Origin of the sequence: Exiguobacterium sp. AT1b (assembly GCF_000023045.1) — a bacterium.
GTDB lineage: Bacteria > Bacillota > Bacilli > Exiguobacteriales > Exiguobacteriaceae > Exiguobacterium.
On the sequence record NC_012673.1, the window covers coordinates 1,404,566 to 1,428,349 of the forward strand.

General features: G+C 50.1%; 25 protein-coding genes and 2 other annotated features. Of the genes, 10 read left to right on the forward strand and 15 right to left on the reverse strand.

Annotation, left to right across the window (positions count from 1 at the left end; translation table 11 throughout):
• The first annotated feature begins 60 nt into the window (after positions 1-60).
• The 4 genes from EAT1B_RS07135 to EAT1B_RS07150 are packed head-to-tail and all read left to right on the forward strand — an operon-like array spanning position 61 to position 3,023.
• Positions 61-1,215 (forward strand): 2,3-diketo-5-methylthiopentyl-1-phosphate enolase, encoded by a 1,155-nt coding sequence (locus EAT1B_RS07135; protein WP_012727482.1) that lies wholly within the window; start codon positions 61-63, stop codon positions 1,213-1,215.
• Positions 1,212-1,862 carry a 2-hydroxy-3-keto-5-methylthiopentenyl-1-phosphate phosphatase gene (locus EAT1B_RS07140; RefSeq protein WP_012727483.1) on the forward strand — a complete coding sequence of 217 codons (651 nt, stop codon included), beginning with the start codon at positions 1,212-1,214 and terminating at the stop codon, positions 1,860-1,862. The genes EAT1B_RS07135 and EAT1B_RS07140 overlap by 4 nt, the downstream gene beginning before the upstream one ends.
• Positions 1,859-2,476, forward strand: coding sequence for a methylthioribulose 1-phosphate dehydratase (locus EAT1B_RS07145; RefSeq protein WP_012727484.1), 618 nt, complete (start codon positions 1,859-1,861; stop codon positions 2,474-2,476). The genes EAT1B_RS07140 and EAT1B_RS07145 overlap by 4 nt, the downstream gene beginning before the upstream one ends.
• Positions 2,477-2,489: 13 nt before the next feature.
• Positions 2,490-3,023 (forward strand): acireductone dioxygenase, encoded by a 534-nt coding sequence (locus tag EAT1B_RS07150; RefSeq protein ID WP_012727485.1) that lies wholly within the window; start codon positions 2,490-2,492, stop codon positions 3,021-3,023.
• A 36-nt stretch (positions 3,024-3,059) separates the two neighbouring features.
• Here EAT1B_RS07150 and EAT1B_RS07155 read toward each other — a convergent pair whose 3' ends face one another.
• Positions 3,060-3,890 carry a TerC family protein gene (locus EAT1B_RS07155; protein ID WP_012727486.1) on the reverse strand — a complete coding sequence of 277 codons (831 nt, stop codon included), beginning with the start codon at positions 3,888-3,890 and terminating at the stop codon, positions 3,060-3,062.
• A gap of 254 nt (positions 3,891-4,144) precedes the next feature.
• Between EAT1B_RS07155 and folE2 the strand changes: the two genes are divergently transcribed.
• The gene (gene folE2 / locus EAT1B_RS07160; protein ID WP_012727487.1) at positions 4,145-5,056 is read left to right on the forward strand and encodes a GTP cyclohydrolase FolE2; all 912 of its coding nucleotides are present in this window, start codon (positions 4,145-4,147) and stop codon (positions 5,054-5,056) included.
• Between the two features lie 38 nt (positions 5,057-5,094).
• On the opposite strand, the gene EAT1B_RS15995 is transcribed toward folE2, so the two are convergent.
• From EAT1B_RS15995 to pta, 3 genes are all read right to left on the reverse strand, one after another.
• On the reverse strand, positions 5,095-5,259 hold the full coding sequence (locus tag EAT1B_RS15995; RefSeq protein WP_012727488.1) for a hypothetical protein: 165 nt from the start codon (positions 5,257-5,259) through the stop codon (positions 5,095-5,097).
• The gene (locus tag EAT1B_RS07170) at positions 5,259-5,558 is read right to left on the reverse strand and encodes a rhodanese-like domain-containing protein (protein ID WP_041917952.1); all 300 of its coding nucleotides are present in this window, start codon (positions 5,556-5,558) and stop codon (positions 5,259-5,261) included. The genes EAT1B_RS15995 and EAT1B_RS07170 overlap by 1 nt, the downstream gene beginning before the upstream one ends.
• A gap of 103 nt (positions 5,559-5,661) precedes the next feature.
• Entirely contained in the window at positions 5,662-6,651 is a 990-nt protein-coding gene (gene pta, locus EAT1B_RS07175) for a phosphate acetyltransferase (protein WP_012727490.1), read from the reverse strand.
• A 338-nt stretch (positions 6,652-6,989) separates the two neighbouring features.
• Here pta and hemQ point away from each other — a divergent pair, with 338 nt between their 5' ends.
• Positions 6,990-7,766, forward strand: coding sequence for a hydrogen peroxide-dependent heme synthase (hemQ, locus tag EAT1B_RS07180; RefSeq protein ID WP_012727491.1), 777 nt, complete (start codon positions 6,990-6,992; stop codon positions 7,764-7,766).
• A gap of 75 nt (positions 7,767-7,841) precedes the next feature.
• Positions 7,842-7,988: a hypothetical protein gene (locus EAT1B_RS16000; protein WP_012727492.1), complete on the forward strand. Its 147-nt coding sequence runs from the start codon at positions 7,842-7,844 to the stop codon at positions 7,986-7,988.
• Positions 7,989-7,991: 3 nt separating this feature from the next.
• Here EAT1B_RS16000 and EAT1B_RS07185 read toward each other — a convergent pair whose 3' ends face one another.
• Positions 7,992-8,930: a RimK family alpha-L-glutamate ligase gene (locus EAT1B_RS07185; RefSeq protein WP_012727493.1), complete on the reverse strand. Its 939-nt coding sequence runs from the start codon at positions 8,928-8,930 to the stop codon at positions 7,992-7,994.
• 153 nt (positions 8,931-9,083) lie between these two features.
• On the opposite strand from EAT1B_RS07185, the gene EAT1B_RS07190 reads away from it, so the two are divergent.
• Positions 9,084-10,574 (forward strand): potassium/proton antiporter, encoded by a 1,491-nt coding sequence (locus tag EAT1B_RS07190; protein ID WP_012727494.1) that lies wholly within the window; start codon positions 9,084-9,086, stop codon positions 10,572-10,574.
• 41 nt (positions 10,575-10,615) lie between these two features.
• Here EAT1B_RS07190 and trpA read toward each other — a convergent pair whose 3' ends face one another.
• The 5 genes from trpA to trpD are packed head-to-tail and all read right to left on the reverse strand — an operon-like array spanning position 10,616 to position 14,841.
• Positions 10,616-11,383, reverse strand: a complete 768-nt coding sequence (gene trpA / locus EAT1B_RS07195) for a tryptophan synthase subunit alpha (protein ID WP_012727495.1) — start codon at positions 11,381-11,383, stop codon at positions 10,616-10,618.
• Positions 11,380-12,567, reverse strand: coding sequence for a tryptophan synthase subunit beta (trpB, locus tag EAT1B_RS07200; RefSeq protein WP_041917953.1), 1,188 nt, complete (start codon positions 12,565-12,567; stop codon positions 11,380-11,382). The genes trpA and trpB overlap by 4 nt, the downstream gene beginning before the upstream one ends.
• On the reverse strand, positions 12,564-13,118 hold the full coding sequence (locus EAT1B_RS07205) for a phosphoribosylanthranilate isomerase (protein ID WP_012727497.1): 555 nt from the start codon (positions 13,116-13,118) through the stop codon (positions 12,564-12,566). Before EAT1B_RS07205 ends, trpB begins: the two co-directional genes overlap by 4 nt.
• Positions 13,094-13,855, reverse strand: coding sequence for an indole-3-glycerol phosphate synthase TrpC (gene trpC / locus EAT1B_RS07210; RefSeq protein WP_012727498.1), 762 nt, complete (start codon positions 13,853-13,855; stop codon positions 13,094-13,096). The genes EAT1B_RS07205 and trpC overlap by 25 nt, the downstream gene beginning before the upstream one ends.
• Positions 13,852-14,841 (reverse strand): anthranilate phosphoribosyltransferase, encoded by a 990-nt coding sequence (gene trpD, locus EAT1B_RS07215; RefSeq protein ID WP_012727499.1) that lies wholly within the window; start codon positions 14,839-14,841, stop codon positions 13,852-13,854. Before trpD ends, trpC begins: the two co-directional genes overlap by 4 nt.
• Positions 14,842-14,896: 55 nt before the next feature.
• Positions 14,897-15,124 (reverse strand) — a binding site (T-box leader).
• A gap of 48 nt (positions 15,125-15,172) precedes the next feature.
• Positions 15,173-15,401: a binding site (T-box leader), on the reverse strand.
• A gap of 242 nt (positions 15,402-15,643) precedes the next feature.
• Here trpD and EAT1B_RS07220 point away from each other — a divergent pair.
• Positions 15,644-16,957, forward strand: a complete 1,314-nt coding sequence (locus tag EAT1B_RS07220; RefSeq protein ID WP_047795620.1) for an amino acid permease — start codon at positions 15,644-15,646, stop codon at positions 16,955-16,957.
• A gap of 84 nt (positions 16,958-17,041) precedes the next feature.
• Here EAT1B_RS07220 and EAT1B_RS07225 read toward each other — a convergent pair whose 3' ends face one another.
• From EAT1B_RS07225 to EAT1B_RS07235, 3 genes are all read right to left on the reverse strand, one after another.
• Entirely contained in the window at positions 17,042-18,538 is a 1,497-nt protein-coding gene (locus tag EAT1B_RS07225; RefSeq protein ID WP_012727501.1) for a murein hydrolase activator EnvC, read from the reverse strand.
• A gap of 419 nt (positions 18,539-18,957) precedes the next feature.
• Positions 18,958-19,323: a DUF423 domain-containing protein gene (locus tag EAT1B_RS07230; protein WP_012727502.1), complete on the reverse strand. Its 366-nt coding sequence runs from the start codon at positions 19,321-19,323 to the stop codon at positions 18,958-18,960.
• Positions 19,324-19,335: 12 nt separating this feature from the next.
• Positions 19,336-19,941, reverse strand: a complete 606-nt coding sequence (locus tag EAT1B_RS07235; RefSeq protein WP_012727503.1) for a trimeric intracellular cation channel family protein — start codon at positions 19,939-19,941, stop codon at positions 19,336-19,338.
• Positions 19,942-20,034: 93 nt separating this feature from the next.
• Here EAT1B_RS07235 and EAT1B_RS07240 point away from each other — a divergent pair, with 93 nt between their 5' ends.
• Positions 20,035-21,672 (forward strand): AarF/ABC1/UbiB kinase family protein, encoded by a 1,638-nt coding sequence (locus EAT1B_RS07240; protein WP_012727504.1) that lies wholly within the window; start codon positions 20,035-20,037, stop codon positions 21,670-21,672.
• Here EAT1B_RS07240 and EAT1B_RS07245 read toward each other — a convergent pair.
• Both EAT1B_RS07245 and EAT1B_RS07250 read right to left on the reverse strand, forming a co-directional pair.
• The gene (locus EAT1B_RS07245; protein WP_012727505.1) at positions 21,611-23,194 is read right to left on the reverse strand and encodes a GNAT family N-acetyltransferase; all 1,584 of its coding nucleotides are present in this window, start codon (positions 23,192-23,194) and stop codon (positions 21,611-21,613) included. The two genes, EAT1B_RS07240 and EAT1B_RS07245, sit on opposite strands and share 62 nt — an antisense overlap.
• Entirely contained in the window at positions 23,191-23,703 is a 513-nt protein-coding gene (locus EAT1B_RS07250; protein WP_012727506.1) for a glycerol-3-phosphate acyltransferase, read from the reverse strand. Before EAT1B_RS07250 ends, EAT1B_RS07245 begins: the two co-directional genes overlap by 4 nt.
• Positions 23,704-23,784 lie beyond the last annotated feature (81 nt).

Here is a 23,784-nt window from a genome sequence, read left to right on the forward strand (position 1 = left end):
TTGAATGACCTCTTGCCTTGGCATGAGGTCATTTTTTGTTTGACCTGAAAGGAGGAACTTATGGGAATCATCGCTACTTATGAAATCAAACATACCGATCACATCGAGCGTGTAGCTGAGAAAATCGCACATGAGCTGACCGTCGGGACATGGACCGAGTTGAACCATCTCGAACAATATCAACTGCAAGCGTTCCGAGGTGAGGTCATCGCCACGTCCCAACAAGAAACGACAAGTCGCTTCTCGATTCGCTACCCGCTACATAACGTGACACCGGACTTTTCGTCCATTCTGACGACGACATTCGGTAAGCTCTCCCTCGACCCAAACGTCCAACTCGTCGACCTCTCGCTTCCAGAGGAGCTCGCACCGGACTTTCCGGGTGCCGCATTCGGAGTCGAAGGTGTCCGCGACATCCTTCGTGTACACGACCGACCGCTCGCCATGAGCATCTTCAAAGGCGTCATCGGACGGGACCTTGATTTTTTGGCGACACAACTCCGGGACCAGTTCGCAGGTGGCATCGATCTCGTGAAAGACGATGAGATTTTATATGACAATCCGCTCACCCCATCGCTCGAACGGGCTCGGATCGGGTCATCGATCATTCAAGAACATAAAGAATTGACGGGTCGTTCCGTTCTATACGCCGTCACGTTGAGCGGACCCGTTTTCACCTTACGCGACCAGGCGAAGCGATTGATCGAGGCAGGCGCGACCGCACTCTTATTCAACGTGTATACGTACGGGCTTGACGCGTTGCGAGAGCTCGCCAAAGATTCTGAGATTCACGTCCCGATTTTGGCACATCCCGCTTTTGCAGGAGCGTTGACCGGATCGATTCGTCATTCCTTACTCTTCGGGAAACTGATTCGACTCGCCGGGGCGGACTTGACGCTCTTCCCTTCGCCATACGGTTCACTGTCGACACCGAAAGACGAAACACAACAGATTCAAACGTATGCGACGGAATCCCATTGGACGAAACCGATTCTGGCGGTCCCATCTGCCGGGATTCACCCAGGACTCGTCCCGGATTTGATTCGTGACTTCGGAACGGATGTCGTCATCAATGCCGGCGGCGGGATTCACGGACACCCAGACGGTGCGGCTGCCGGAGCGAGGGCGTTCCGCCAAGCGATCGATCAGGCAATCGGTAAGACGAGCGAGACTGATGCATTATCGACTGCATTAGATGCGTGGGGTGCGCGATGAGTACGCACGTCATCTGTGATTTCGACGGGACCATCACGGAAGAAGATAACATCATCGCGTTGATGCGACGGTTCGCCCCACCTGAATGGGTCGAACTTAAAGATAGTGTGTTGAACCAAACGCTCTCCATTCGCGAAGGCGTCGGTCAGATGTTCAGCTTGCTCCCAAGTAACCAGCAAGAGCGGTATCGTGAGTTTCTTCAGTCGACCATCACGCTTCGAGCGGGGTTTGTCGAGTTTTTGCAAGAGACTCAGTCGCACGGCTTTCGATTTGATGTCGTCAGTGGGGGCATGGACTTTTTCGTCCATCCGATTTTAGAAGGTCACGTCGCACCGGAACACATCTTCTGCAATCACGTTGATTTTTCAGGAGAGACAGCGCGCGTCACATGGCCTCATGCATGCGATGTTCATTGTTTGAATGATTGCGGATGCTGCAAGCCGACGATTGCTCGACAGATTGTCTCACCTACCGACACGTTGATTGTCATCGGGGACTCTGTCACTGATTTTGAAATCGCCAAACGTGCCGATGTCGTGTATGCACGAGGTCAACTGATTTCGCTTTGTGAGGCGGAAGGAATTCGACATGTTCCGTTCGAGACATTCTATGACATTTCAGCTTACATGAAAGGAGTGAACGTATGACCGTACAAGAACGATGGGTCGAACTTGCCGACATTAAAGACGAGCTCGCCGCACGAGATTGGTTCCCCGGGACGAGTGGCAACCTGGCGATCCGCGTATCGGACGACCCGTTGACGTTCCTCGTGACGGCAAGCGGTCGTGATAAACGAAAGCGTACCAATGAAGACTTCGTCCTCGTCGATGCGACCGGTCAATTGATTGGAGAACAGTCAGGCAAACCGTCCGCGGAAACGTTGCTACACGTCGAAATCTTTAACAACACGAACGCAACCTGTTCCCTTCACGTGCATACGGTCGACAATAACGTCATCTCGGAACTGTATGCAGCACAAGGCCATGTGACGTTCACAGGTCAAGAAATTATCAAGGCGCTCGGCTATTGGGAAGAGACGGCAAGTGTCCGGATCCCCATTATCGAAAATCACGCGGATATCCCGACACTCGCTCGCGCGTTCGCCCCACATGTCACAGGCGATGCCGGTGCCGTCCTCATCCGGAACCACGGGATCACCGTTTGGGGCGAAACGCCCGCTGCGGCAAAACGTTACTTAGAGGCATATGAATTTTTGTTTAGCTATTCATTAAAATTACGCGCCTTAGGCGTCCATTCATAAGGAGGAATTCAACATGGCAACGATTTATTTTCAACAAACCGAAGAACGTGTCAGCGACCAACAAGAGGTACGTGACTTTTTAGAATCACGAGACATTCTTTACGAAGCGTGGGACATCACGAAATTACCGGTTTCCCTTCAAGAAAATTATCAACTGACAGACGAGGACAAAGAAGCCATCTTGGCGACGTTCCGTGACGAGATTCAAGATGTGTCGGCACGACGCGGCTACAAGACGGCTGACGTCATCTCACTATCCGACGCGACACCGAATTTAGATGAACTGCTCGTCAACTTTCAAAAAGAGCATCACCATACGGATGACGAAGTTCGCTTCATCGTCAGTGGTCACGGCATTTTTGCCATCGACGATGCAGAACGCGGATACTTCAATATCGAACTCAATCCAGGTGATCTCATCTCCGTGCCGGTCAACACACGTCATTACTTCACGTTACAAGAAGACCGCCAAGTCGTCGCCGTTCGTATTTTCGTGACGACTGAAGGCTGGGTACCGATTTACGACAAAGAGAATGTAACTGCATAAGAAAAGGTCTCTCGCTTAAAAACGAGAGACCACTTTTTATTGTTTGACCGCTGTCGGTTTCGATGAGAACCAGCCCCATGTCGCAATCCCGACCATGACTGACCAGAAGAAAATCGTCCAAGCTGTCGAGTGGACGAACCCGTCTGGGAGTCCCATGAATTCGAATGGTGTTCCGGCAATCAATTCCTTGAAACCAGGGTGTTCAAGTACGAGCACCGTCAACTTGACCCCGACCCAACCGACGATGATGAAAGCGGCCGTTTCAAGTGTCGGACGCTGATGAAGCAACTTGACGAAAATCCGAGCTGCGAATCGCATCAAGACGACCCCGATGAGTCCACCTGTCAAGACGACGAAGAACTGACCCGAGTCAATCCCACCGATTTCACCTAGACCGAGTGGTGGCAAGCTGACCGCAAGCGCGACCGCTGCCAAGATTGAGTCGACGGCAAAAGCGATGTCCGCAAACTCGACTTTCGCAACAGTGAGCCAAAACTCTTTCTTCGATACCGGCTTCTCCGTGACAGCCGTCTCTTCCTTCGCCTCAGCCGCCAAATCTTGCTTCGGCTCCATCTTTCTCGCCTTATAGGTCATATACAGGTGTCGCGCACTCATCCCGATTAAGTAAAGCGCACCGAGTGCCTGAACTTGCCATACGTTGATCAAGAACGAGATCAAGAACAATGCGATAAATCGGAATACGAACGCTCCTAAGAGTCCGTAGAACAATGCCTTCTTCTGCTCTGTGCGCGGCAAGTGCTTGACCATTACGGCCAAGACGAGCGCGTTGTCTGCAGATAACAAGCCTTCCAAACCGACGAGTACGACGACGATCCAGGCATACTGCAGGACTAACTGCCAATCCATAAAAACATCTCCTTTTTTCTTTCAATTCCTTCATATTTAATAGTGATCTATTTTTTAAGTTCACAGGACCATTTTATTCCCGTTCACAAAGTAAATCAATCCTCTTTCTTCAATATCTGAAGGATTTTTTTGCGATTGCATATTGAAAACATGTTATGAGAGCAAAATCATACCCGTTCAGCCATCATTTCGTGATAAAATCCTAACAAGAACGAGTGGTCCTTTGAACCGCTCGAAAAAAGGAGAATCCGATTATGTCTACAAGCCATGTCGCTTTACCTACTAAAGCAGAACGACATAAATTGTTCGGGTCGGTCCCACCGATTAAAGGAACAAAGCCGACCGAGAAAGAACAAATGGTCGATTTACAAAATACACCGAAAAACTTCTTGTTCGCCCTCGACAGTGTCGGCATCTCAAACGTGAAACACCCTGTGAACGTCGAAACGCCAGAAGGAGTCCAATCTACGGTCGCTACATTCGAATTGACGACATCGCTCGTTCAAGATCGTAAAGGGATTAACATGTCTCGTTTGACGGAACAGCTCGATGCGTACCATCAACAAGGGTGGACGGTATCGAACCGTTCGTTAATCGAGTTCGCACAGGAGCTTGCCGAGCGGATGGAACAAACGGAAGGTCAATTGACAATCCGTTACCCATGGTTCTTCACGCGTAAAGCACCTGCGACAGGTCTTAGCGGTTTGATGAACGCCGATGTCATGCACCGTGTGACTTACAACCTTGAAACAGGCGTCGCAAACGTGACAGTCGGTCTCGTCATCAACGTCACGACGCTTTGCCCATGTTCAAAAGAAATCAGTGAATACAGTGCCCATAACCAACGTGGATACATCACGATCGAAGCAGGTCTTGACGAGACGTCAATGGACGGATTCGACTGGCGTGCAGCCCTTCTCGATGCAGCGGAGTCAAACGCCTCAGCACCACTTCATCCTGTCCTCAAACGTCCGGATGAGAAACGTGCGACTGAAATCGCATACGAAAATCCACGTTTCGTCGAGGACATGGTCCGCTTGATCGCGGCTGACTTGTACGAGATGAAACAAGTCGTGAACTTCTTCGTCGAATGCCGTAACGAAGAGTCGATTCACCAACACGATGCCATCGCATCGATCACATTCGATAAGCGTCAAGACGCATAAAAAATGCGGAACCTCTGTTAAAGAAGGTTCCGCATTTTTTATAGACTTGTCACGAGTTCAATTGTCAACAGGATGATGATGAGCATCACCCACACTGCCCAGACGAGTCGCCACTTCTCCCAGTCAAATCGCTTCATCACTGCATAGACCGTGAGGTAGAGCGCAATGAGAAGCGGTACGACGACCCAAGGATTCTCTAGCATCACGCCTCGATGTCGCCGTCCCAAGCGAGCATTCCGCCGTCAACATTGACGACTTTATAACCTTGCGATTCTAAGTAATCACACGCCGTCTGGCTCCGTCCACCTGAACGACAGATGACGTGATAGACATTATCTTGTGCCAACTTTTCTGTCACTTGTGGGAATTCCGATAATGGGTAGAGTGGTACGTTCGGGATATGCCCTGCCTCATATTCATCTTGCTCGCGCACATCGATGATATGGAGAGACTCCCCGTTCTCTAATTTTTCTCTTAATTCTGTCGCATGGATGCTTTGCATACATAGTTCCCCTTTCAATCATGGATTCCTCTTTTAGTTTACCTCAGCTACCATTCAAAAAAACACAAAAAAAGCACCCTTCTATAAGAAGGATGCTCCGGACTTACGCTTCGTTGCGCTCGTCGATTGCTTGTGCTGCTGTGATGAGCGTCAATTTGTAGACGTCCTCTTCGTTACAGCCACGTGACAAGTCGTTCACTGGTTTGTTGAGACCTTGAAGGATTGGACCGATCGCTTCGAATCCACCGAAACGTTGAACCATCTTGTAGCCAATGTTCCCTGCTTCAAGACTTGGGAAGACGAATACGTTCGCCTTACCAGCAACGTCAGAACCCGGTGCTTTCTTCGCCGCTACGCTAGGGACGAATGCCGCATCGAATTGAAGTTCTCCGTCGATTGGAAGGTTCGGTGATTTCTCTTTCGCCAGGCGTGTCGCTTCCACAACCTTCTCTGTTTCAGGTGACTTCGCAGAACCTTTCGTCGAGAAGCTAAGGAGCGCAACTTGTGGGTCGATGCCGAACGTCTTCGCTGTCGCTGCCGACAAGAACGCGTTCTCTGCTAAGTCCGCTGCGTCTGGTGCAATGTTAATCGCACAGTCCGAGAAGACATATTGCTCGTCGTCACGTACCATGATGAACACACCTGACGTCTTTTTGATGCCTGGTTGCATTTTGATGATTTGTAGTGCCGGACGTACCGTATCAGCCGTCGCGTGCATCGCGCCTGAGACAAGACCTTCTGCTTTGCCTGTGTGAACGAGCATTGTTCCGAAGTAGTTCACGTCTGATGTAAGGAGTTCGCGTGCTTGTTCAGCCGTCGCTTTCCCTTTACGACGCTCGACGAATGATTCGACGAGAACGTCGATGTCTTCGTATGTCGCTGGGTCATATTGTGTCAAACCTGAGATGTCGAAACCGTGTTTCGCCGCAACCGCTTCGAGATCTGCTTTCGCACCGACGACGATCGGTTCTACCATACCGTCTGCTTTCAATCGAACAGCGGCTCCAAGAACACGCTCATCGATACCTTCCGGGAAGACGATGGTCGGACGAACCGGGCTAACTTTTTGCTTCAACGTTTCAAATAATTTCATAACGAATGAACCCCTTTTCTCAATTTACAGCATGACTGCTAATGGTTTTGCCGTTGACTTGTGTCTTTACGCGATTTCAATTATACACAGTACCCTTTTCAAAATAAACTATTCTGCCCATTTCGCCATAAATCGCTTAGAATCAATCATTATATGAATAGAACAGTTCCGAAAAATCGACTGATACAGCCATTTTTGTAGCCGTTTTCATGTTTCTGTCCTCTGTTCTTTACCCGTCATGAATCGTGATAACCCTCACAGTGCCTCAAAGTTGCCAGTCAGTGAAGCGTGTATGGTAAAATAGACGGCGAAGCCAAGTCCCGAAAGGAGATTTTTTTATGTCAGAACGTCCAGTACCTACAACAGATACACAACATGCCGCCGCCACATTAGACGGATGGTATACACTTCATGATTTCCGCACGATTGATTGGGCTCGTTTGAAACTCGTCGATGCTGAAAAGCGTGAACAGATGATTGAGGAGTTCACTGCGTTCCTCGCCTCACTTGAAGAAGTGGAAGCAAAAGGTGAAGGAAGCCACGCCTTCTACTCGATTCTCGGCCAGAAGGCGGACCTCGTCTTGATGGTTCTTCGTCCAACATTCAACGAACTTGAAGACGTCGAGCGCGCATTCCGCAAAACAGCGCTATACGACTATATGATTCCGTCGTATTCATACGTGTCGGTCATCGAGCTCGGGATGTATCGCGGATCTGGAGACGGGGACCCGTATCAAAACCCTCATATCCGTTCACGCCTCTATCCGACACTTCCAAAAGCCGCACACATCTGTTTCTATCCGATGAGTAAAGCTCGTCGCGACGGCGACAACTGGTACATGTTATCGATGGATGAGCGCAAAGACCTCATGTATCGTCACAGCATGATTGGCCGTAGCTACGCCGGTAAGATTCAACAGTTCATCGGTGGGTCGACTGGATTCGACGCATGGGAGTGGGGCGTCACGCTCTTCGCTGAAGATTCACTTCAGTTTAAGAAAATCGTTTACGAGATGCGTTTCGACGAAGTAAGTGCGAAGTATGGAGAGTTCGGCGACTTCTACGTTGGGAACATCTTACCAAAAGAAAATTTGAACACATTCTTTAGCGTGTAAAAGGTTTACGCGTATAACACCTCGGGAATTAAGGATGATGTAAGCAAGTTATCCTGATTAATGAGGTGAACAACGATGCGCGTGTTTAAAGAAACCGATCGTGACACTGCGGAACGTTTAGATTCGTTCATCGAACGAATGGCACCGACAGCAGAATTAGTCCAACATCGATTTGAAGAGCAACTCAAACATACACAGCAAAAGGGTCAGGCGAGCGCCTGACCCTTATTTTGTCGTAGTGACGTGAAGTGCGTCGCCTAAGAACGTAGCCAATTCAAGCATCCCGTAGCGTCCCGCTTTCGCTTCAGCATCGGAATTGTAGTTCGTGTTCGTATTGACGTCATAGGCGTAGACGTTTCCGTCTCGGTCTCGAATGATTTCAATCCCCGCAATATCGATCGCATTCGCTTTCAGGAACTGTTCGAGCTTTGGAATGATCGGGTCATCGAATCCTTCGACGATTTCGAACTTCGCCGGTGGCGTCTCCCCGACCGGACAGAACTGGTCTTCAATCGAGCAGGCATCTGCCGGACAGAGCTCGAATCCTTCCGACGTATCGACACGCACCGCATAAAAGAACTTCCCACCGATGAATTCACAGCGGGTAATATATGGTTCTGGGGATTCGATATACTGTTGAATGAGCGTGATGCCGTCAACCGATTCCTCGAACGAGGGACCATATACATATTCTTTGAGTCCTTCGATCGTATGGAACAATTGGACCCCAAGTCCTTTTCCGGCACGATTATGTTTCGTGATGAATGGCGTCAAAGCTAACTGCTCAGCCGCATCGATGATTTGCGCCTTACCGACTGCCGCAATCGTCTTCGGCACGCGAATCCCTTCACGTCGAAGCGCCGTGTATTGATTGACTTTACTCACTTCGAGGCGGATGGCACGTGTGCCGTTAAACACGGTCCGGTCGTTTGCCTCTAACCAAGCGAGGACGCCTTCCGTCAATTCTGGTGCGTACCGATGCCCACGTGTGTGCGAGGAGGCACTCATCCGATTATAAAAGACACCTTCCGGGGGCATTGCTTCGAGATCAATCGTCCCTTGGTCCAAGTGCCACAATTCATATGGCAAGTTCAATTCTTTTAAACGGTGGACAAGGTGGTTCGTCCATTCTTCGTTTTCATGAATGACGTGAATTTTAGACATCATCATTCCTCCTTCTATGATGTGTTTACTTTACCATATTCATAACCGACAATTCCAATGTGTATGGTTTGCCTAATCCTCAATTCTGAAATATCAGACGATTTCATGGTATAATGAACTTAAGAGTATTGTTTCAGAAAGGAAGTGTTGTGTTTGCCCGTACCTGTTATAAGTACTGATGTACTCATTTTACTCTTCGGTCTACTTCTCGTAGCCGGTGTCATGGCGACACGAATCTCGACTCGATTCGGCTTGCCCGCCTTGATTTTATTTATGGGAATCGGCATGATCATGGGAAGCGATATTACCGGTCTCATTTTCTTTGACGACTCAAATCTGGCGCAGTTGATTGGAGTCGCTGCCTTGATTGTCATTTTGTTTGAAGGGGGTCTTCAAACGAAATGGTCATCGATTCGGAGCGTCCTCGCCCCTTCTGCCTCGCTGGCGACGCTTGGGGTATTGATTACCACGACCGTGGTCGCCGTGGCCGTTCGTTTCGTATTTGGTTTCGATTGGATTGAATCTTTCTTGTTCGGTGCGATTATCGGTTCAACCGACGCAGCGGCCGTCTTTGCCGCATTTAAAGGAAAGAATATCTCACCGAAAGTCGGTGCGACTCTCGAAGCCGAGTCCGGCACGAACGACCCGATGGCGATGTTTTTGACGATTCTCGCTCTCGACTTCATGATGAAGCCGGATACGACCATCTGGGACGGAATTTGGATGTTCGTCCTTCAAATCGTTGTCGGGGCATTAATCGGATTCATCCTTGGACAACTGTCTCGCCTCATGTTGAATCACTTGAGACTTGATTCGAGCGGATTGCATGCCGTCCTCATGATTTCTATGGCGTTCCTCACGTATGGTGTCACAGCTTACTTATTGGGAAGCGGATTACTCGCCGTCTATATCGCCGCCATGATTGTCGGAAATGCGGACACGGCGCATGAAGTGACAATCGTCCAATTCTCAGAGGCGCTCGCATGGATCATGCAGATCATCATGTTCGTCATCCTTGGGTTACTCGTCTTCCCTCGTCAACTCATCGAACCGGACTTGATTTGGAAGGGACTACTTATCTCATTCGTCCTTATGTTCCTGGCACGTCCGATCGCCGTCTATTTATCGACACTTGGTATGGCATTTACGAGAAAAGAAAAGTTGTTCATCTCATGGGCTGGTCTAAAAGGTGCCGTGCCGATTGTCCTTGCGACATTCCCGCTTATTGCCGGTACCGAAAATAGCCAACTGTTATTCAATGCCGTCTTTTTCGTCGTCGTGACGAGCGCCCTGATTCAAGGGACGACGTTGACGCCACTTGCCGAGAAGTTAGGGTTGCTCGGTCCGGATAAAATCCGTTCCCCATACACAATCGCCCTCGTCTCAAGCAAACAGTCTCAACATAAGCTCGTTCCTTATGCGGTCACAGCCAGCTCATCCATGATCGGAAAGACGCTTGCGGACATCACGCTCCCACCAAACACTGTCGTGAACGCCATCGTCCGAAACGAGTACTTGATTCCACCGAACGGTCAGACAGCCATCGAAGAAGGCGACCTCTTATACGTGCTTGCCTCGATGTATCGTCATGATCAACTCGACCAAACATTTGGTGAAGATGGGCTAGACCGAGTGGAATTATGAGTAAACGAATAACCGGCGCCTCATTTGAAGCGCCGGTTTTCTTATGCGTGTAAGTGTTTTGCTGATTGAATCAACGTCTCAACATCTTCTGTCCGTCCTTCATGAAGTGCCTCGACAATGAAACTCCCGACGACGACACCGTCACACGCCTGTCCTAACGTCTGCACTTGCTCCGGACGATGGACTCCGAATCCTGCCAAGACGGGAACACGTGACTGCTCTGTCAAACGAGTCAAGTAGGCGAGTAACTCGTCCGGGAACACATCTGCTTTCCCGGTCGTCCCTTTAAGCGTGACCGCATACACGAATCCTTCTGCTTTTTCTAAGATGGACGTTGTCCGCGCCTCACTGCTCGTCAACGTGACGAGCGGAATGACGGCGACGTCATGCCGATTAACATCTGCGAATAACTGGAGACTCTCCTCAAACGGAAGGTCAGGAATAATGACCCCGCTCACCCCACATTCGTTCGCCCGATCAAAGAACGGTTGGACCCCGAACCGAAACACTGGATTCAAGTAGGTCATCAAGACGATTGGAACGTTAAATTGATCATTTCCTTCTATTAAATGGTTCAATACCATTTCAAGCGTCACACCTGCTTCAAGCGCGCGCATTCCTGCCGCCTCAATGATTGGGCCATCTGCCACCGGATCGGAGAAAGGGATACCGAGTTCAATCGCCGTCGCACCCATCCGCTCTAGTTCCACGATGGTCGGGATGAGCCGGTCCATCCCGCCGTCACCGGCCATGATATACGGAACGAACGCCGCTCCTTCTCGCTGTCGAATCGCTGTCTCTAGTTTCATCGTGTCGCCACCTTCTCTCGGATTGTATGGACGTCTTTGTCTCCGCGCCCTGATAAACAAATCACCAGTGTATCGTTTTCTCCCATCGTCTTCGCGAGCGTCTCTGCGTAAGCAAGGGCGTGTGAAGACTCTAAGGCAGGAATGATTCCTTCTTGTCGGCTGAGGGCGAGACACGCATCGAGTGCCTCGTCATCCGTGACGGCCGCATAGCGCACCCGCTCAATGTCTTTCAAGAAACTGTGCTCTGGTCCTACCCCTGGATAATCGAGTCCAGCTGAAATGGAATGGGCTTCCTCGATTTGACCCGCTGCGTCTTGCAGGACATACATGAGCGACCCATGTAAGACACCGACTTCCCCTTTTGTGAGGGTTGCTGCGTGTTTATCCGTATCGATGCCACTTCCAGCCGCTTCGACACCGTAGAGTGCGACCGACTCATCGTTCAAGAACGGATAGAACATGCCCATGGCGTTGCTCCCTCCGCCGACACAAGCGACGACGGCATCCGGGAGGCGTCCCGTTTGTTCGAGGATTTGACGACGTGTCTCTGTCCCGATTACGCTTTGGAAATCACGTACCATCTGCGGGAATGGATGCGGTCCGAGAACGGAACCCATCACATAGTGCGTATCGTCGACATGTTTGACCCAGTAACGGAGCGCTTCATTGACGGCATCCTTTAAGGTGCGACTGCCTGATTTGACAGGGACGACTTTCGCCCCGAGTAGTTCCATCCGAAACACGTTCAATGCTTGGCGTTCAACATCGACCTCACCCATGAAGATGGTACATTCTAAATCGAGTAGTGCGCATACTGTTGCCGTCGCGACACCGTGTTGTCCCGCGCCTGTCTCCGCAACGACTTTCTGTTTCCCCATCCGTTTCGCCAGGAGCGCCTGCCCGATCGTATTGTTGATCTTATGGGCACCGGTATGGTTCAAGTCTTCACGTTTCAAATAGACATTCGTCCCGAGGCGACGACTTAGGTTCGACGCATAATAAAGTGGCGTCTCACGTCCGACGTATTCACGTAATAAGGAAGAGAATCGTTCTTGAAACTCAGGATCTTGCTTCGCCTCTTCATAAGCGACCTCTAATTCTTCGACCGCCTGCATGAGCGTCTCTGGAATGTACTTCCCACCATATTGTCCAAACTTCCCGTTCACTGGTTGTGCATACATCATAGTTCCTCCTTGGCGCGTTGAATGAACGCACGAATTTTTTCGATATCTTTCACACCGTCCGTCTCGACACCGCTCGAGACGTCGACGCCGTCTGGTTGAATCATTTGAATCGCTTGTCTCACATTCTCCGGGGATAGCCCGCCCGCTAGCCAAAACGGACGCTGCGGCCGGTCGATTGCGCCCCAGTCTAACACCTGTCCACTTCCCGGATTCGGATGATCCATCAATCGTACATCTGCCATCTCCTCGGTCGACGCATCGATGATCGGTAACCCGAAGATACGGAGTTGTTCCATTGACTGCGTCCGATAGTGAATTTGTAAATCCGTCAGTCCTACATTCAACGTTTCCTCAATCTCTTCCATTGAAGGACTTAAAAACACACCAACGATTCGAACCGATTCCGGGATGTGTGCGGCCAGTGTCTTCGCAGTCGCCACGTCGATTTGACGGGAACTCGGGGCGAAGACAAACCCGATGGCATCCGCTCCTGCCTCGACCGCCGCCTGAACAGCTTCCGTTGTCTTTAGTCCACAGATTTTAACGAACATGTTTTCAACTCCTCGAGTAACCGGATCGGGTCCTCTTCACGCATGAGTGCTTCCCCAACGAGAATGGCGCTTGCCCCAGCTTCTTGTAAACGTGCAGCCGCCTCGACTGTACTGACACCACTTTCGCTGACGAATGTGACCTCAGGATAGCGTTTCATCAAATCGATTGATGTCTCGAGGGATACCTCGAACGTTTTTAAGTCTCTGTTATTGATGCCGATCAACACGTCATCAAGTTCGAGCGCGATGCGTAACTCCGCCTCGTCATGTACTTCCACTAAGACGTCGAGACCGATGGAGCGAGCGTATCGCGTCAACTCATGGAGACGTGTCGGATGTAGTGCCGCCACGATCAAAAGTGCCACACTCGCGCCGTAATGCTTCGCATAGTCGAGTTGTCGTTCATCGATGATGAAATCTTTACAAAGCACCGGGATGGTGACGACATCGGCGACTTGTCGCAAGTCGTCAAACGATCCATTGAAGTACGTCGTGTCTGTCAAAACGGAGATCATCGTCGCACCAGCTTTTTCATATTGACGTGCCCGTTTAGCGACGTCGACCGTTTCCCGAATCATTCCTTTCGAGGGGGACGACCGTTTGATCTCTGAAATGATATGGAATCCCTCGCTCATCACATGTAAGAGAGAGATTGGCTTCGTCACGGGGACATCGATGGGCTGCATGCCGCTAACCTCTTCTATTTTCGTTCCGATGATTTTCGTTAAATAACTCATGCTTCGACCTCCGTACGTTGTAAGTTTTGTAATACCCGTAAGGCGTGTCCTTCATCGATACTACGTTTTGCTTCTTTCACTCCTGTACGAAGCGTCGCGGTCGTACCATACGTGCAAAGGGCAAGTGCCGCGTTTAATAAGACGACGTCGCGTGCCGGTCCCGACTCTCCATTCAATACGGCAAGAAGTGTCGCAGCGTTCTCTTCTGGTGTGCCTCCACGTAGCGCTTCAAGCGGTGCCCGCATCAAGCCGACATCTCGTGGGTCGACCGCATAACGCGCCGTCTGTTCCCCATCAAAGAAGTACACGTCGTTCACACCGGCGAGACTCGCTTCATCGAGTCCACCTGCTCCATGGACGACCATACCGCGCTCTACCCCGAGATGACGCATCGCGGTCGCCATCTTCTCGAGTAACGATGGATGATAGACACCGACAAGTTGTCGTTTCGGACGAAGCGGGTTCGTTAACGGTCCGATTTGGTTGAAGATGGTCGCCGTCGCGAGCCGTTTCCGGACCGGCATGACGTGCTTCATGATCGGGTGGACATGCTGGGCGAAGAGAAAACTCAAGTTCGTCCGTTTCAAGTCAGCATGTACTTCCGCTGCCGTCTTCACGATTGGAACGTTCAGTGCCTCTAAGACGTCCGCGCTCCCGGATCGACTCGAGACGCTTCGATTTCCGTGCTTGGCGACCGGAATACCGAGACCGGCTAGGACAAAGGCGACGGTCGAACTGATGTTGAACGTATGCGCCCCGTCGCCGCCGGTACCACAAACATCGAGTACGGGTAAATCGCTTTGAGGGAACTGTGCCGCTTCACGGATGTATGCCGCGAGACCTGCCATCTCTTCTGCTGTCTCACCACGCTCTTTCATCGCCAGCAGTACTCGTTCGATTTGCGCTTCATCCGCTTGGAACATCTCGCTTGCCGCCACTTTCATATCTGCTGTTGATAATGCGTTTGTCTCCAATTGTTGAATCATCGTCGGTTCCCCCTCTAAAAATGTGTATAAAAAAACTCCACACGACAGTCGTCGTATGGAGGACGGTTCAAGACCGCGGTGCCACCTCTCGTTGATTCAAAAGAATCCACTCTCCGATGCAATCACATCGTATCCCGATAACGGGGGAAACCGTCACGACCTACTCTCTTCAGCCATGCTCTCATGAGCCCATTCACGCGGACGCCTCGGTCAGGATCTCACCATCCCTGACTCTCTGGACGAAACGTCTTCTCGCGCTACTCTTCTCAATCCTCGATTTATATTATTGAAACGAAAAAGGGGTCACCCGTCTCCTCATAGCCTGCGCTATAAGAAGGACGAGTAACCCCGTGGTGCCACCTTCGTTGGTTCCAAAGAACCCACTTCACGGACAATCATCCGCTTCCCCGTGATAACGGTGGGTAACCCGCTAAAGCCTACTCAAAGTTCGGTTTAGAGCTCAGAAGTCCATTCGCGACGTCCCATATACTGATTCGCACCAACCATCAGCTCTCTGTCATACAGGATTCGTCGTTACTTCTCTTCGTCGACGCCTTTATTCGTTTCAGTTAAGTTAATTCGTACTATACAGGGCAGATGAATCCATGTCAAATAAAAAAATTATAAAAACTTTGCCTCTATATGTGCATCCAAAAATGAGAAACCTTCATCGATTTTTCGAATTGACATTGTTTTTTTTCGTCTGCTATAGTCGTCCACAACAACATTTCACTCAGCTAAAGGAGAATCGATTTTGGAAACAAATAAACTAAAGCGCGAGCTGTCCACCCGGCAACTTACGATGATTTCCCTCGGGAGCGCCATCGGAACCGGGCTGTTCCTCGGAAGCGGTCTCGCGATTCAAACCGCTGGCCCGAGCGTGCTCGTCAGCTATGCCATCGGGGCGTTCATCGTCCTCTTACTAATGGGTGCTCTCGCCGAAATGACGGTCGCCCATCCAACATCCGGATCATTCGGAACGATTGCCGAGCGATACGTTCATCCACTCGCCGGTTTTCTCGTCCGTTACTCTTACTGGGTCGCGAACGTACTGGCTGTAGGGGTTGAAGTCAGTGCCATCGCCATCTACATGCGCTACTGGTTCCCAGATGTGAACGGGTTCGTTTGGGTCGCCCTCTTCGGTGGACTACTCATTTACGTCAACGCCCGTCACGTTCACACGTTCGGAACGACCGAATACTGGTTATCCTTCATCAAAGTAACTGCCATCATCCTATTCATCGTCCTCGGTGCCGCCACATTGTTCGGCGAACCAGGATCACCGATTGAGTCAATCACGACAGGAAACGAAGGCTTCTTCGCGTTCGGCTTTTACGGAATGTGGGTGACGATTTTCATCTCCCTCTTCAGTTTCCTTGGAACCGAACTCGTCGCTGTGACAGCGGGAGAAGCGAAAGACCCGGACCAGGCCGTACCACGCGCTTTACGCGCGACCGTGTTCCGCTTGACGTTCTTCTATGTCGTCACGCTCGCGATCATGCTCATGCTGATCCCATGGCAGCAAGCCGGGATCGACCAAAGTCCGTTCGTGCTCGTCATGGAACAGTTTGATGTCCCGTTCGCGGCAGGCATCCTCAACTTTGTGATTTTGATCGCCGCCTTGTCTGCGATGAACGCGCAGCTTTACGCGTCGACACGTATGATGTACTCGCTCGCGGAAGCCGGCGATGCACCGAAAGCGTTCAAAAAAATCAGCAAAAATGGGATCCCGATGTTCGCGCTACTCGTTTCAACAGGCGGGATCGTCCTCGCCGCTTTGCTACAAGTATTCATGGAGTCGTCGTATCCATTCTTGATGGGAATCTCGATGTTCGGAGCTATTTTTACTTGGTTCATGGTCTTCGTCTCCCACTTGTTCTTCCGTAAGAAATGGACTGGGCGAAAACTCCCTGTCCGCATGATGGGATATCCATTTCTCCCATTGCTCGGGGCGGTCTTACTGCTCAGCCTGATGATCACGACATGGTTCACGGATTTCAACATCTTGCTGAAATTCGGCGTACCTTGGTTGATCGGATTGACGATCATCTATTACGTGCGTGAACAAATGCGTAAAAAACAAGATCGTCCAAGCGATATTGAACAAGCCAACTAACGAGTATCCCTTCGCAATCGCGGAGGGATTTTTTTACGCACAAAAACTCCTTTCGCAATCGAAAGGAGTTTTCTGTTTGATGCATCAGAAGAACTGACGCGGGTTGACCGTGCTACCTGCGCTCGTTGCCGAGTATGAGTAGCCGCCTTTATGAATCTCAAAGTGCAAGTGCGGACCTGAAGAGTTCCCTGTGTTTCCAAGTGTCCCGATGTTCGACCCTTGCGTCACACGCTGTCCAGAGCTGACAGATACCGAGTTCATGTGCGCATAGACCGTGGTCCAAACTTGACCGTTGATCACGTGTGCGATCATGACGTGGTTCCCGTATGCGCCACCCCAACCTGCACGAATGACCGTACCTGTCGCAGATGCGCGAATCGGTGTCCCTGTTGGACCAGCGATGTCTACACCGTTATGGAACGTGTAACCAAACGCACCGCTCGCCGGACCCCATCCTTGTGAGTAGCGTCCTGAAGCCGGTTGAATGAACATCGAACTAGACGGAGCTGGCGTCGATGTCGTCGGCGCCGGTTTTGGCTCTGGTTTCGGAGCTGGCGTTGGAGCCGGTGCCGGTTTTGGAGCTGGCGTTGATGCCGCCGTGTTGTTTGAAGACGACGAAGACGGGGTATTCGATTTATTGTCTTGCTTTTGTTGAGCAGCTTGACGAGCTGCTTCCGCTTCTCGTTCTGCCTCTGCCTGACGGGCAGCCTCAGCTTGACGTGCAGCTTCTGCTTGGCGGGCTTCTTCCGCTTTACGTGCCGCCTCTTGACGAGCTGCCTCTTCCGCACGACGACGGGCTTCCTCTTCTTCGCGACGTTGCGCTTCGATTTCAGCCGCGATCGCCTGTTCTTGTGCGACTAATGTCGCTTCAATTTCTTGAAGGTCAAAGATCTGTGATTCGAACTTGATGTTCTTCTCTTCAAGCTCTTTGATGCGCTTTTCACGCTGCTTCATTTTCTTCTCAAGCTCGGCTTGACGCACTTCGAGTGCCTTTTGTTGTTGGAGAAGTGAAGCACGTTCTGCTTTCAAGTCAGCCTGCGCTTCTTTCAACGAACGCTGTGTCGCTTCATAGTCATCGAACAACTCTTGGTCACTACGCTGAATCGTTCCAGCTGTGATCATACGCGTGACGAGATCAGAGAGATTTTTTGAACCGAAGATGAATTCAGCCCAGTTAATTGATCCGCCACCGTTCTTTTGCATCGTGGCCATACGCTCTTTCATCATCGCTTCTTGCGCCTTCATTTTTTCTTGGTAATCTTTAATGTCGGCTTCAAGATCCTCAATCTTCATCTCGGTGCGCTTGATTTCTTGGCGTTTCATGGCGACATCATTGATGATGTCTTGCAATTGCGCGTCCATTTTATTGACTTCAGCCTGAACTTTTGAAATCTCTTCCTTGTTCACTTCAATTTTTGAAGATGTTTCTGACTGGTCTTTTTTCACACTGTCGCGCTTTTCTTTTACTTTTTGTTGTTGTTCTTGCTTCTCTTTAATCGAAGTCGATGCATCCGCAACTGTATGTGTGCTGATGAGCATCACACCGAGCGTCAACGTCGAGACTGTGCGTTTCCAATTCATGAATGGGGTACATCCTTTCTTAAATGACAAACGTGAGTACCTACTACACTACATATTTAAAGCCGTTTCAGTATGTAACAAAAACGATCATTTGGTTGAGTTTCAACACGACTAATTATATCTAACTGATAGATATTTTCCTGTTAAAGTTATATTTCAATTTTATTACGCAAGAACAAAGATGCGGACAGCGAATGCATAGAACTTATTATTTATCAATACCTTTTCAGACTGTTCGATTTGACATCTTTCTGTAATGTTTTATGTAAATAGAGAATGCTTTACCCTATTTCCAAATAATATTTTGAATACATCATTGATAAGTTTCCAATTGATGGAACGACCCATCAAAAAAATCCACGTCCTCGCCTCATGTACACATGAGCAAAGACATGGATGTCGGTTTGACTAGTCTTCTGTTATAACTTGGTTGCGCCAACGATCACAAAAATCCAAGCGGCGATGAACAAGACTCCGCCAATCGGTGTCACGGCTCCGAGTTTTGTAATTCCCGTCAATGCCATGACATACAAGCTTCCTGAGAAGAAGATGATTCCGGCAAACATGAGCCATCCGGCAATGTTAAATTGACTGATGCTCACACGCATGAGCAGTGACGCAATTCCGATGATTCCGAGTGCGTGCACCATGTGGTAGAGCACACCTGTCTGCCAGTTTGCCAACATGTTTGGAGCCAATCTCTCTTTTAGCGCATGGGCGCCGAACGCACCGAGTGCTACGCCGAGTGCCATCAATCCGGCACCAATCATTAATAAGATCTTCATTTCCGTTCCCCCTTATCTAACTTTACGTGCTGGTAAATTCCACTTCCGATAGTAGGATATCACTCGAAGTGTCGCGACGACAATTAATAATGCATAGACGGCAAGGCCGCCTTCGAGCTTGAAGTAATACGTGATGACCGCAATGAGAATCGCCCAAATTGCATACACCTCAGACTGTAAGACGAGAGGCTTGCGTCCGGCCAATAAGTCCCGAACCACACCTCCGCCAACGCCGGTCAAGACAGCTGCCGCAATCGCAGCAGATAAAGGTAAATCAAGCTTGATGGCGACTTGTGCCCCTTGAAAGGCAAACGCGACGAGACCAATGGCGTCGACAATGACACCCCAGCGTTCCCAATGTGGCAATACGACACTCGGGAGCAGGAAGATGAGGAGTGCGACAAGAAAACATAAAATAAATAAATCATTCTGTTGCCAAATTAAGCTGACGGGGTTTCCTAACAGGACGTTTCGGATCGCGCCACCTCCGAAGGCAGTGATAAACGCCAATAGCCATACCCCAAAAATATCGTATTTTTCATCCATCGCAATGATGGCTCCGCTCGCCGCGAACGCAATCGTTCCGACGACGTTGAGCAATTCCCACTCCATGAACATCCCTTGCCCTTTCTTCAACGCATTGTATGGTAAAGTATAGTTACAAAAATTCAGGTCAGTCGTGCGACTGTCGTAAAGGATGTCGGTATTACAATGAAACGTATCGCTTTGTTCCGCATATGGATTATCGTCACCATGTTCGCCCGATTCATCATTCGGCTATACGCCTTTTCACGCAAACAACAACAAGGCGTCGCCACGACAGAAGAATATGAAGCACTCATGCTCAAGCTCGCGCGTGAATACAAACGCAACGCGCTACGGCTCGAGGGCTTGTTAATCAAACTCGGACAATTCTTGTCGATTCGTGCGGACTTATTGCCACCCGCCGTCTTGAACGAGCTATCAGAGCTCGTCGACCGTGTCCCGACGTCTGGTTGGGAGAAATCGCGCGCGATTCTAGAAGCGGAATGGGGCGTGCCTTACTCACAAGTCGTCAAAGACGTCGGCATCGATGCCGTCGCTTCGGCTTCCATCGGGGAAGTATATGGTGCCACGCTGCTCGAAAACGGCAAGCGGGTCGCCATCAAAATCCAGCGTCCGAATATCGAAAAAATCATCCGGACCGACTTCCGTGCCATGCGAATTGTCACGTCGATGTTAAAGCGGACATCCCTCGCTAAATCAACCGACTTAGATAGCTTATATCGCCAGATGATTTTTGTCATCGGGGATGAACTAAATTTTCAAACTGAATTAAAAAATGCCCTGTATTTTAAAGCCAAATACGCGGATAACCGAGACGTTTATATCCCGGACTATCACGAGCATCTCTGTACGAACCGCGTCTTGACGATGGACTGGGTCGATGCACGCCGGATCACCGACCTCGCCTTTTTAAAGGAAAATGGAATCGACCGTTCCGCACTTGCTGAACGACTCTTCACACTCGCTGCTGAACAGCTACTGTTTGGTGGACAGTTCCATGCCGATCCACATCCCGGAAACGTCCAGATTCGGGCAGACGGAACCATCATCCTCCTCGATTTTGGTATGGTCGGACAGACGACGGCACAAGACATGGCCACGATTCGGAATATCTTACAGGCGTTCATCTCGCTCGACTATGACAGCATCGTCGATGGATTAGAAGACTTGCGATTCCTCTTACCAACGGCGAACAAACAAAATATTCGCCAAGCGCTAGAGAAGGCGGTCACCTTCTACTTAGAAACGGACATCGATACCGTCGATACGAAGTTGATTGAGAAGGTGTTACAGGACATTCAATTGCTCGTCAAAAACGAGCCGATTCAGCTCCCGGCGGAATTTGCCTTCTTCGGTCGTGCCGCTTCGACCTTACTCGGAATCTTGCAAATCCTTGACCCAAAAATCGACCTGTTCACACTCGGTAAACCGATTGTCATCGAATGGCTCGAGGAGGACGGGACAACGCTTCAAAATCGTTACGTGAAGACCGGAATCAACTATGCAAAGAAACTGTTAAACGTTCCTCCGCTTCTCGATAATTACTTAAAAGAACCGACACGAAAACGCCTGTCGGAGCAAGCCATGTTCCAACGAACCCTAGAATCCAAGGAACTCTTGCACCGCCAGACGTTCAATGCCATCGTCATCTTGCTCGGCCTGCTCGTCGGGCTACTCGGTTATATCCGACCGGATGAATGGCTCTTTTGGTCAGGTGGCGTCGTCTCCGTTTTAGCTTATTTCAATTGGAGACGCCTCGGACGAAAGATTCGTCATTTGGCACGCCAAGACTTTCGAGTATAAGCGAACCGTTACTTTCAGAAGTGGCGGTTTTTTGTTGAATCCATTGTGCGATATAAGCACCGACGTCACGCATCATGCGAGGTGTCGTCCAACCCATGGTCGATACTTGAATGACGTTCGCCCGTTTCAAATAGTCACTCTCATACTGCACGAGATAGCCTTGATACGACAGTTGGCGCCCGAGCTCGACCGAGGACAGCTCGCACGGTACTCGAATCGTGATGATGCCAGGTGACTGAGCAGGACACACATCGACCGTTAAACCGTTCTCTTGTAAGGCATTAAGCAACGTAGTCATCTTCACAGAATGCGAAACGACTTCTTCTTCTGTCAACTCATCCAGCGCGATCGCCATCGCTGCAAGAAGTGGTTCCGATTGTGTGAAGGCAATCGGCTGATAGAGCGATAAATCCAAATAGCGCGCTGTATGTGGTGTCGCAATCGCCGGATGCTTCATAGCGACGAACGCGAGACCCGGTGCGTTCCGTAACGCCTTTCCCGAAGAGAAGGTCACGTAGTCCGCAAATGAATAATCATAGACGAGCGTCCCGACGGCACTGATCGCATCAATGGCGACAATGCCTTGCCATGTATGGAGAGGTTCGAGGTTGATGAAAATCCCTAACGATGTCTCGCAGTGAACCGTCCATACCCAGTCTGGTGCAATGCGCTCGAGTTGAGAAAGATCCCACTGCCCCTCTTGGTCCACTGCGACCACGTCAAAAGACAGACCGACACGCCGGGCGTGGTCAATCAAACGTTCTCCAAATTCACCCGCATTGAAAATGAGCCCATGTCCGTCCAATCGAGCCGCGACCGCATCATTGGCGACCGTCCCACTTCCAAGAAGCGTATAGACATGAGGGAGTCCGATTCGTTCCGCCAGTTTTTGTTGCACCGCGTCAAGCACTCGTCCCGTCTCGTTTGAACGATGTGGGCGCGGCTGCATCGAGAGTCGTCCTCTCACGCGTTCTGAACATTCAACGGGTCCTGCTAGTAAACTTTTCGGACGTAGGGTCGACGCTGATTTGGATTCATAAAAAGCCGAACGCGTTAACACCATCGGTACATATCGTGCTTCCTCTGGACCGATTGGATCCGCAAATGGGACAAACCCAAATCGACGATAGAGCACTTGTTCACGTGTCGTCCCACTGATGACAATACCATCGACATCACGCTCTGTCGCATCGTCGATGACCGCGCGCATCAATCCAGCGAACGTCCGATTGCGCCGATAGGGTTTAGTCACAGCGAGCAGACGAATCTCGATCCAATTCCCTTCAGGAATGCGCACACCCTTTTGTTCCAATGAAAATGGTCGTTTACCACGTAACGCACACATGGCAATCACTTCACCGTCCGCTTCCCCGATCCAATATGTATTTTCTTCGTGAAACTTGTCGACAAGTCGCCTTTCCGGATTCGGTGGATGTTGCGGAATCTCTTCGACGAATGTTTCGTAATTCAACCGATGTATCGCTTCAAAATCTGATACTTCGGCTTTTCGGTACACAATCATGCCTTTTCCTCCTTCACATGATGATAGATGATAAGAATCGTAATCAGCGTGGCCCAGATGACATTTTTGACATCCCAAAGTGCAGCGAGCGGAAGTAAAATGAGCATGACCAGTCCCGTCTCGCGAGAGTTCCCTGTTAATTTGATTAAGAGTAACAAGATAGCAAGACCCCCAATAAACCACCACGGGTCATATGCCCATATGATTCCAGAAAAAACGGCATATCCCTTCCCACCCGCACGGATTCGCCAAAATGGATAAATATGCCCGAGCGTGAGTGCGAACGCCGTCTGCCAAAAATACAATCCACTCATCTGTAGGACGAGAATCGTCTTGAGCACGTCGAATCCATAGACGAATAGAAACGCCTTCACTCCACCGATGCGATGTGCATTGCGTGCACCGGTATTCTTCGAACCAGTTGTCGCTAAATCACGTCCACTTAGCACCCCGTACAGCCTACCTCCGAGCAGACTTCCGACTAAATAGCCAATGATGATAATCCACATAGTATCCCCTCATTTTTTGGAAATTTGTGTGCGTTTCAGAAAAACGGGTATCCTCTAATTAACTGTGCACTTTTTGGAAAG

What these genes read in the sequence shown, in the direction of transcription:
- trpD (WP_012727499.1), bottom strand. Translation starts at nt 14,841, where the DNA reads ATGATTCAACAATTGGAGACAAACGCATTATCAACAGCAGATATGAAA.
- EAT1B_RS07145 (WP_012727484.1), top strand. Translation starts at nt 1,859, where the DNA reads ATGACCGTACAAGAACGATGGGTCGAACTTGCCGACATTAAAGACGAG.
- EAT1B_RS07155 (WP_012727486.1), bottom strand. Translation starts at nt 3,890, where the DNA reads ATGGATTGGCAGTTAGTCCTGCAGTATGCCTGGATCGTCGTCGTACTC.
- EAT1B_RS07235 (WP_012727503.1), bottom strand. Translation starts at nt 19,941, where the DNA reads ATGTTCATGGAGTGGGAATTGCTCAACGTCGTCGGAACGATTGCGTTC.
- EAT1B_RS07225 (WP_012727501.1), bottom strand. Translation starts at nt 18,538, where the DNA reads ATGAATTGGAAACGCACAGTCTCGACGTTGACGCTCGGTGTGATGCTC.
- EAT1B_RS15995 (WP_012727488.1), bottom strand. Translation starts at nt 5,259, where the DNA reads ATGCTAGAGAATCCTTGGGTCGTCGTACCGCTTCTCATTGCGCTCTAC.
- EAT1B_RS07245 (WP_012727505.1), bottom strand. Translation starts at nt 23,194, where the DNA reads ATGATTGTGTACCGAAAAGCCGAAGTATCAGATTTTGAAGCGATACAT.
- folE2 (WP_012727487.1), top strand. Translation starts at nt 4,145, where the DNA reads ATGTCTACAAGCCATGTCGCTTTACCTACTAAAGCAGAACGACATAAA.
- EAT1B_RS07250 (WP_012727506.1), bottom strand. Translation starts at nt 23,703, where the DNA reads ATGTGGATTATCATCATTGGCTATTTAGTCGGAAGTCTGCTCGGAGGT.
- hemQ (WP_012727491.1), top strand. Translation starts at nt 6,990, where the DNA reads ATGTCAGAACGTCCAGTACCTACAACAGATACACAACATGCCGCCGCC.
- trpB (WP_041917953.1), bottom strand. Translation starts at nt 12,567, where the DNA reads ATGATGTATGCACAACCAGTGAACGGGAAGTTTGGACAATATGGTGGG.
- EAT1B_RS07170 (WP_041917952.1), bottom strand. Translation starts at nt 5,558, where the DNA reads ATGCAAAGCATCCATGCGACAGAATTAAGAGAAAAATTAGAGAACGGG.
- EAT1B_RS07135 (WP_012727482.1), top strand. Translation starts at nt 61, where the DNA reads ATGGGAATCATCGCTACTTATGAAATCAAACATACCGATCACATCGAG.
- EAT1B_RS07140 (WP_012727483.1), top strand. Translation starts at nt 1,212, where the DNA reads ATGAGTACGCACGTCATCTGTGATTTCGACGGGACCATCACGGAAGAA.
- EAT1B_RS16000 (WP_012727492.1), top strand. Translation starts at nt 7,842, where the DNA reads ATGCGCGTGTTTAAAGAAACCGATCGTGACACTGCGGAACGTTTAGAT.
- EAT1B_RS07185 (WP_012727493.1), bottom strand. Translation starts at nt 8,930, where the DNA reads ATGTCTAAAATTCACGTCATTCATGAAAACGAAGAATGGACGAACCAC.
- trpA (WP_012727495.1), bottom strand. Translation starts at nt 11,383, where the DNA reads ATGAAACTAGAGACAGCGATTCGACAGCGAGAAGGAGCGGCGTTCGTT.
- EAT1B_RS07230 (WP_012727502.1), bottom strand. Translation starts at nt 19,323, where the DNA reads ATGAAGATCTTATTAATGATTGGTGCCGGATTGATGGCACTCGGCGTA.
- EAT1B_RS07240 (WP_012727504.1), top strand. Translation starts at nt 20,035, where the DNA reads ATGAAACGTATCGCTTTGTTCCGCATATGGATTATCGTCACCATGTTC.
- EAT1B_RS07220 (WP_047795620.1), top strand. Translation starts at nt 15,644, where the DNA reads ATGATTTCCCTCGGGAGCGCCATCGGAACCGGGCTGTTCCTCGGAAGC.
- EAT1B_RS07150 (WP_012727485.1), top strand. Translation starts at nt 2,490, where the DNA reads ATGGCAACGATTTATTTTCAACAAACCGAAGAACGTGTCAGCGACCAA.
- pta (WP_012727490.1), bottom strand. Translation starts at nt 6,651, where the DNA reads ATGAAATTATTTGAAACGTTGAAGCAAAAAGTTAGCCCGGTTCGTCCG.
- trpC (WP_012727498.1), bottom strand. Translation starts at nt 13,855, where the DNA reads ATGAGTTATTTAACGAAAATCATCGGAACGAAAATAGAAGAGGTTAGC.
- EAT1B_RS07205 (WP_012727497.1), bottom strand. Translation starts at nt 13,118, where the DNA reads ATGTTCGTTAAAATCTGTGGACTAAAGACAACGGAAGCTGTTCAGGCG.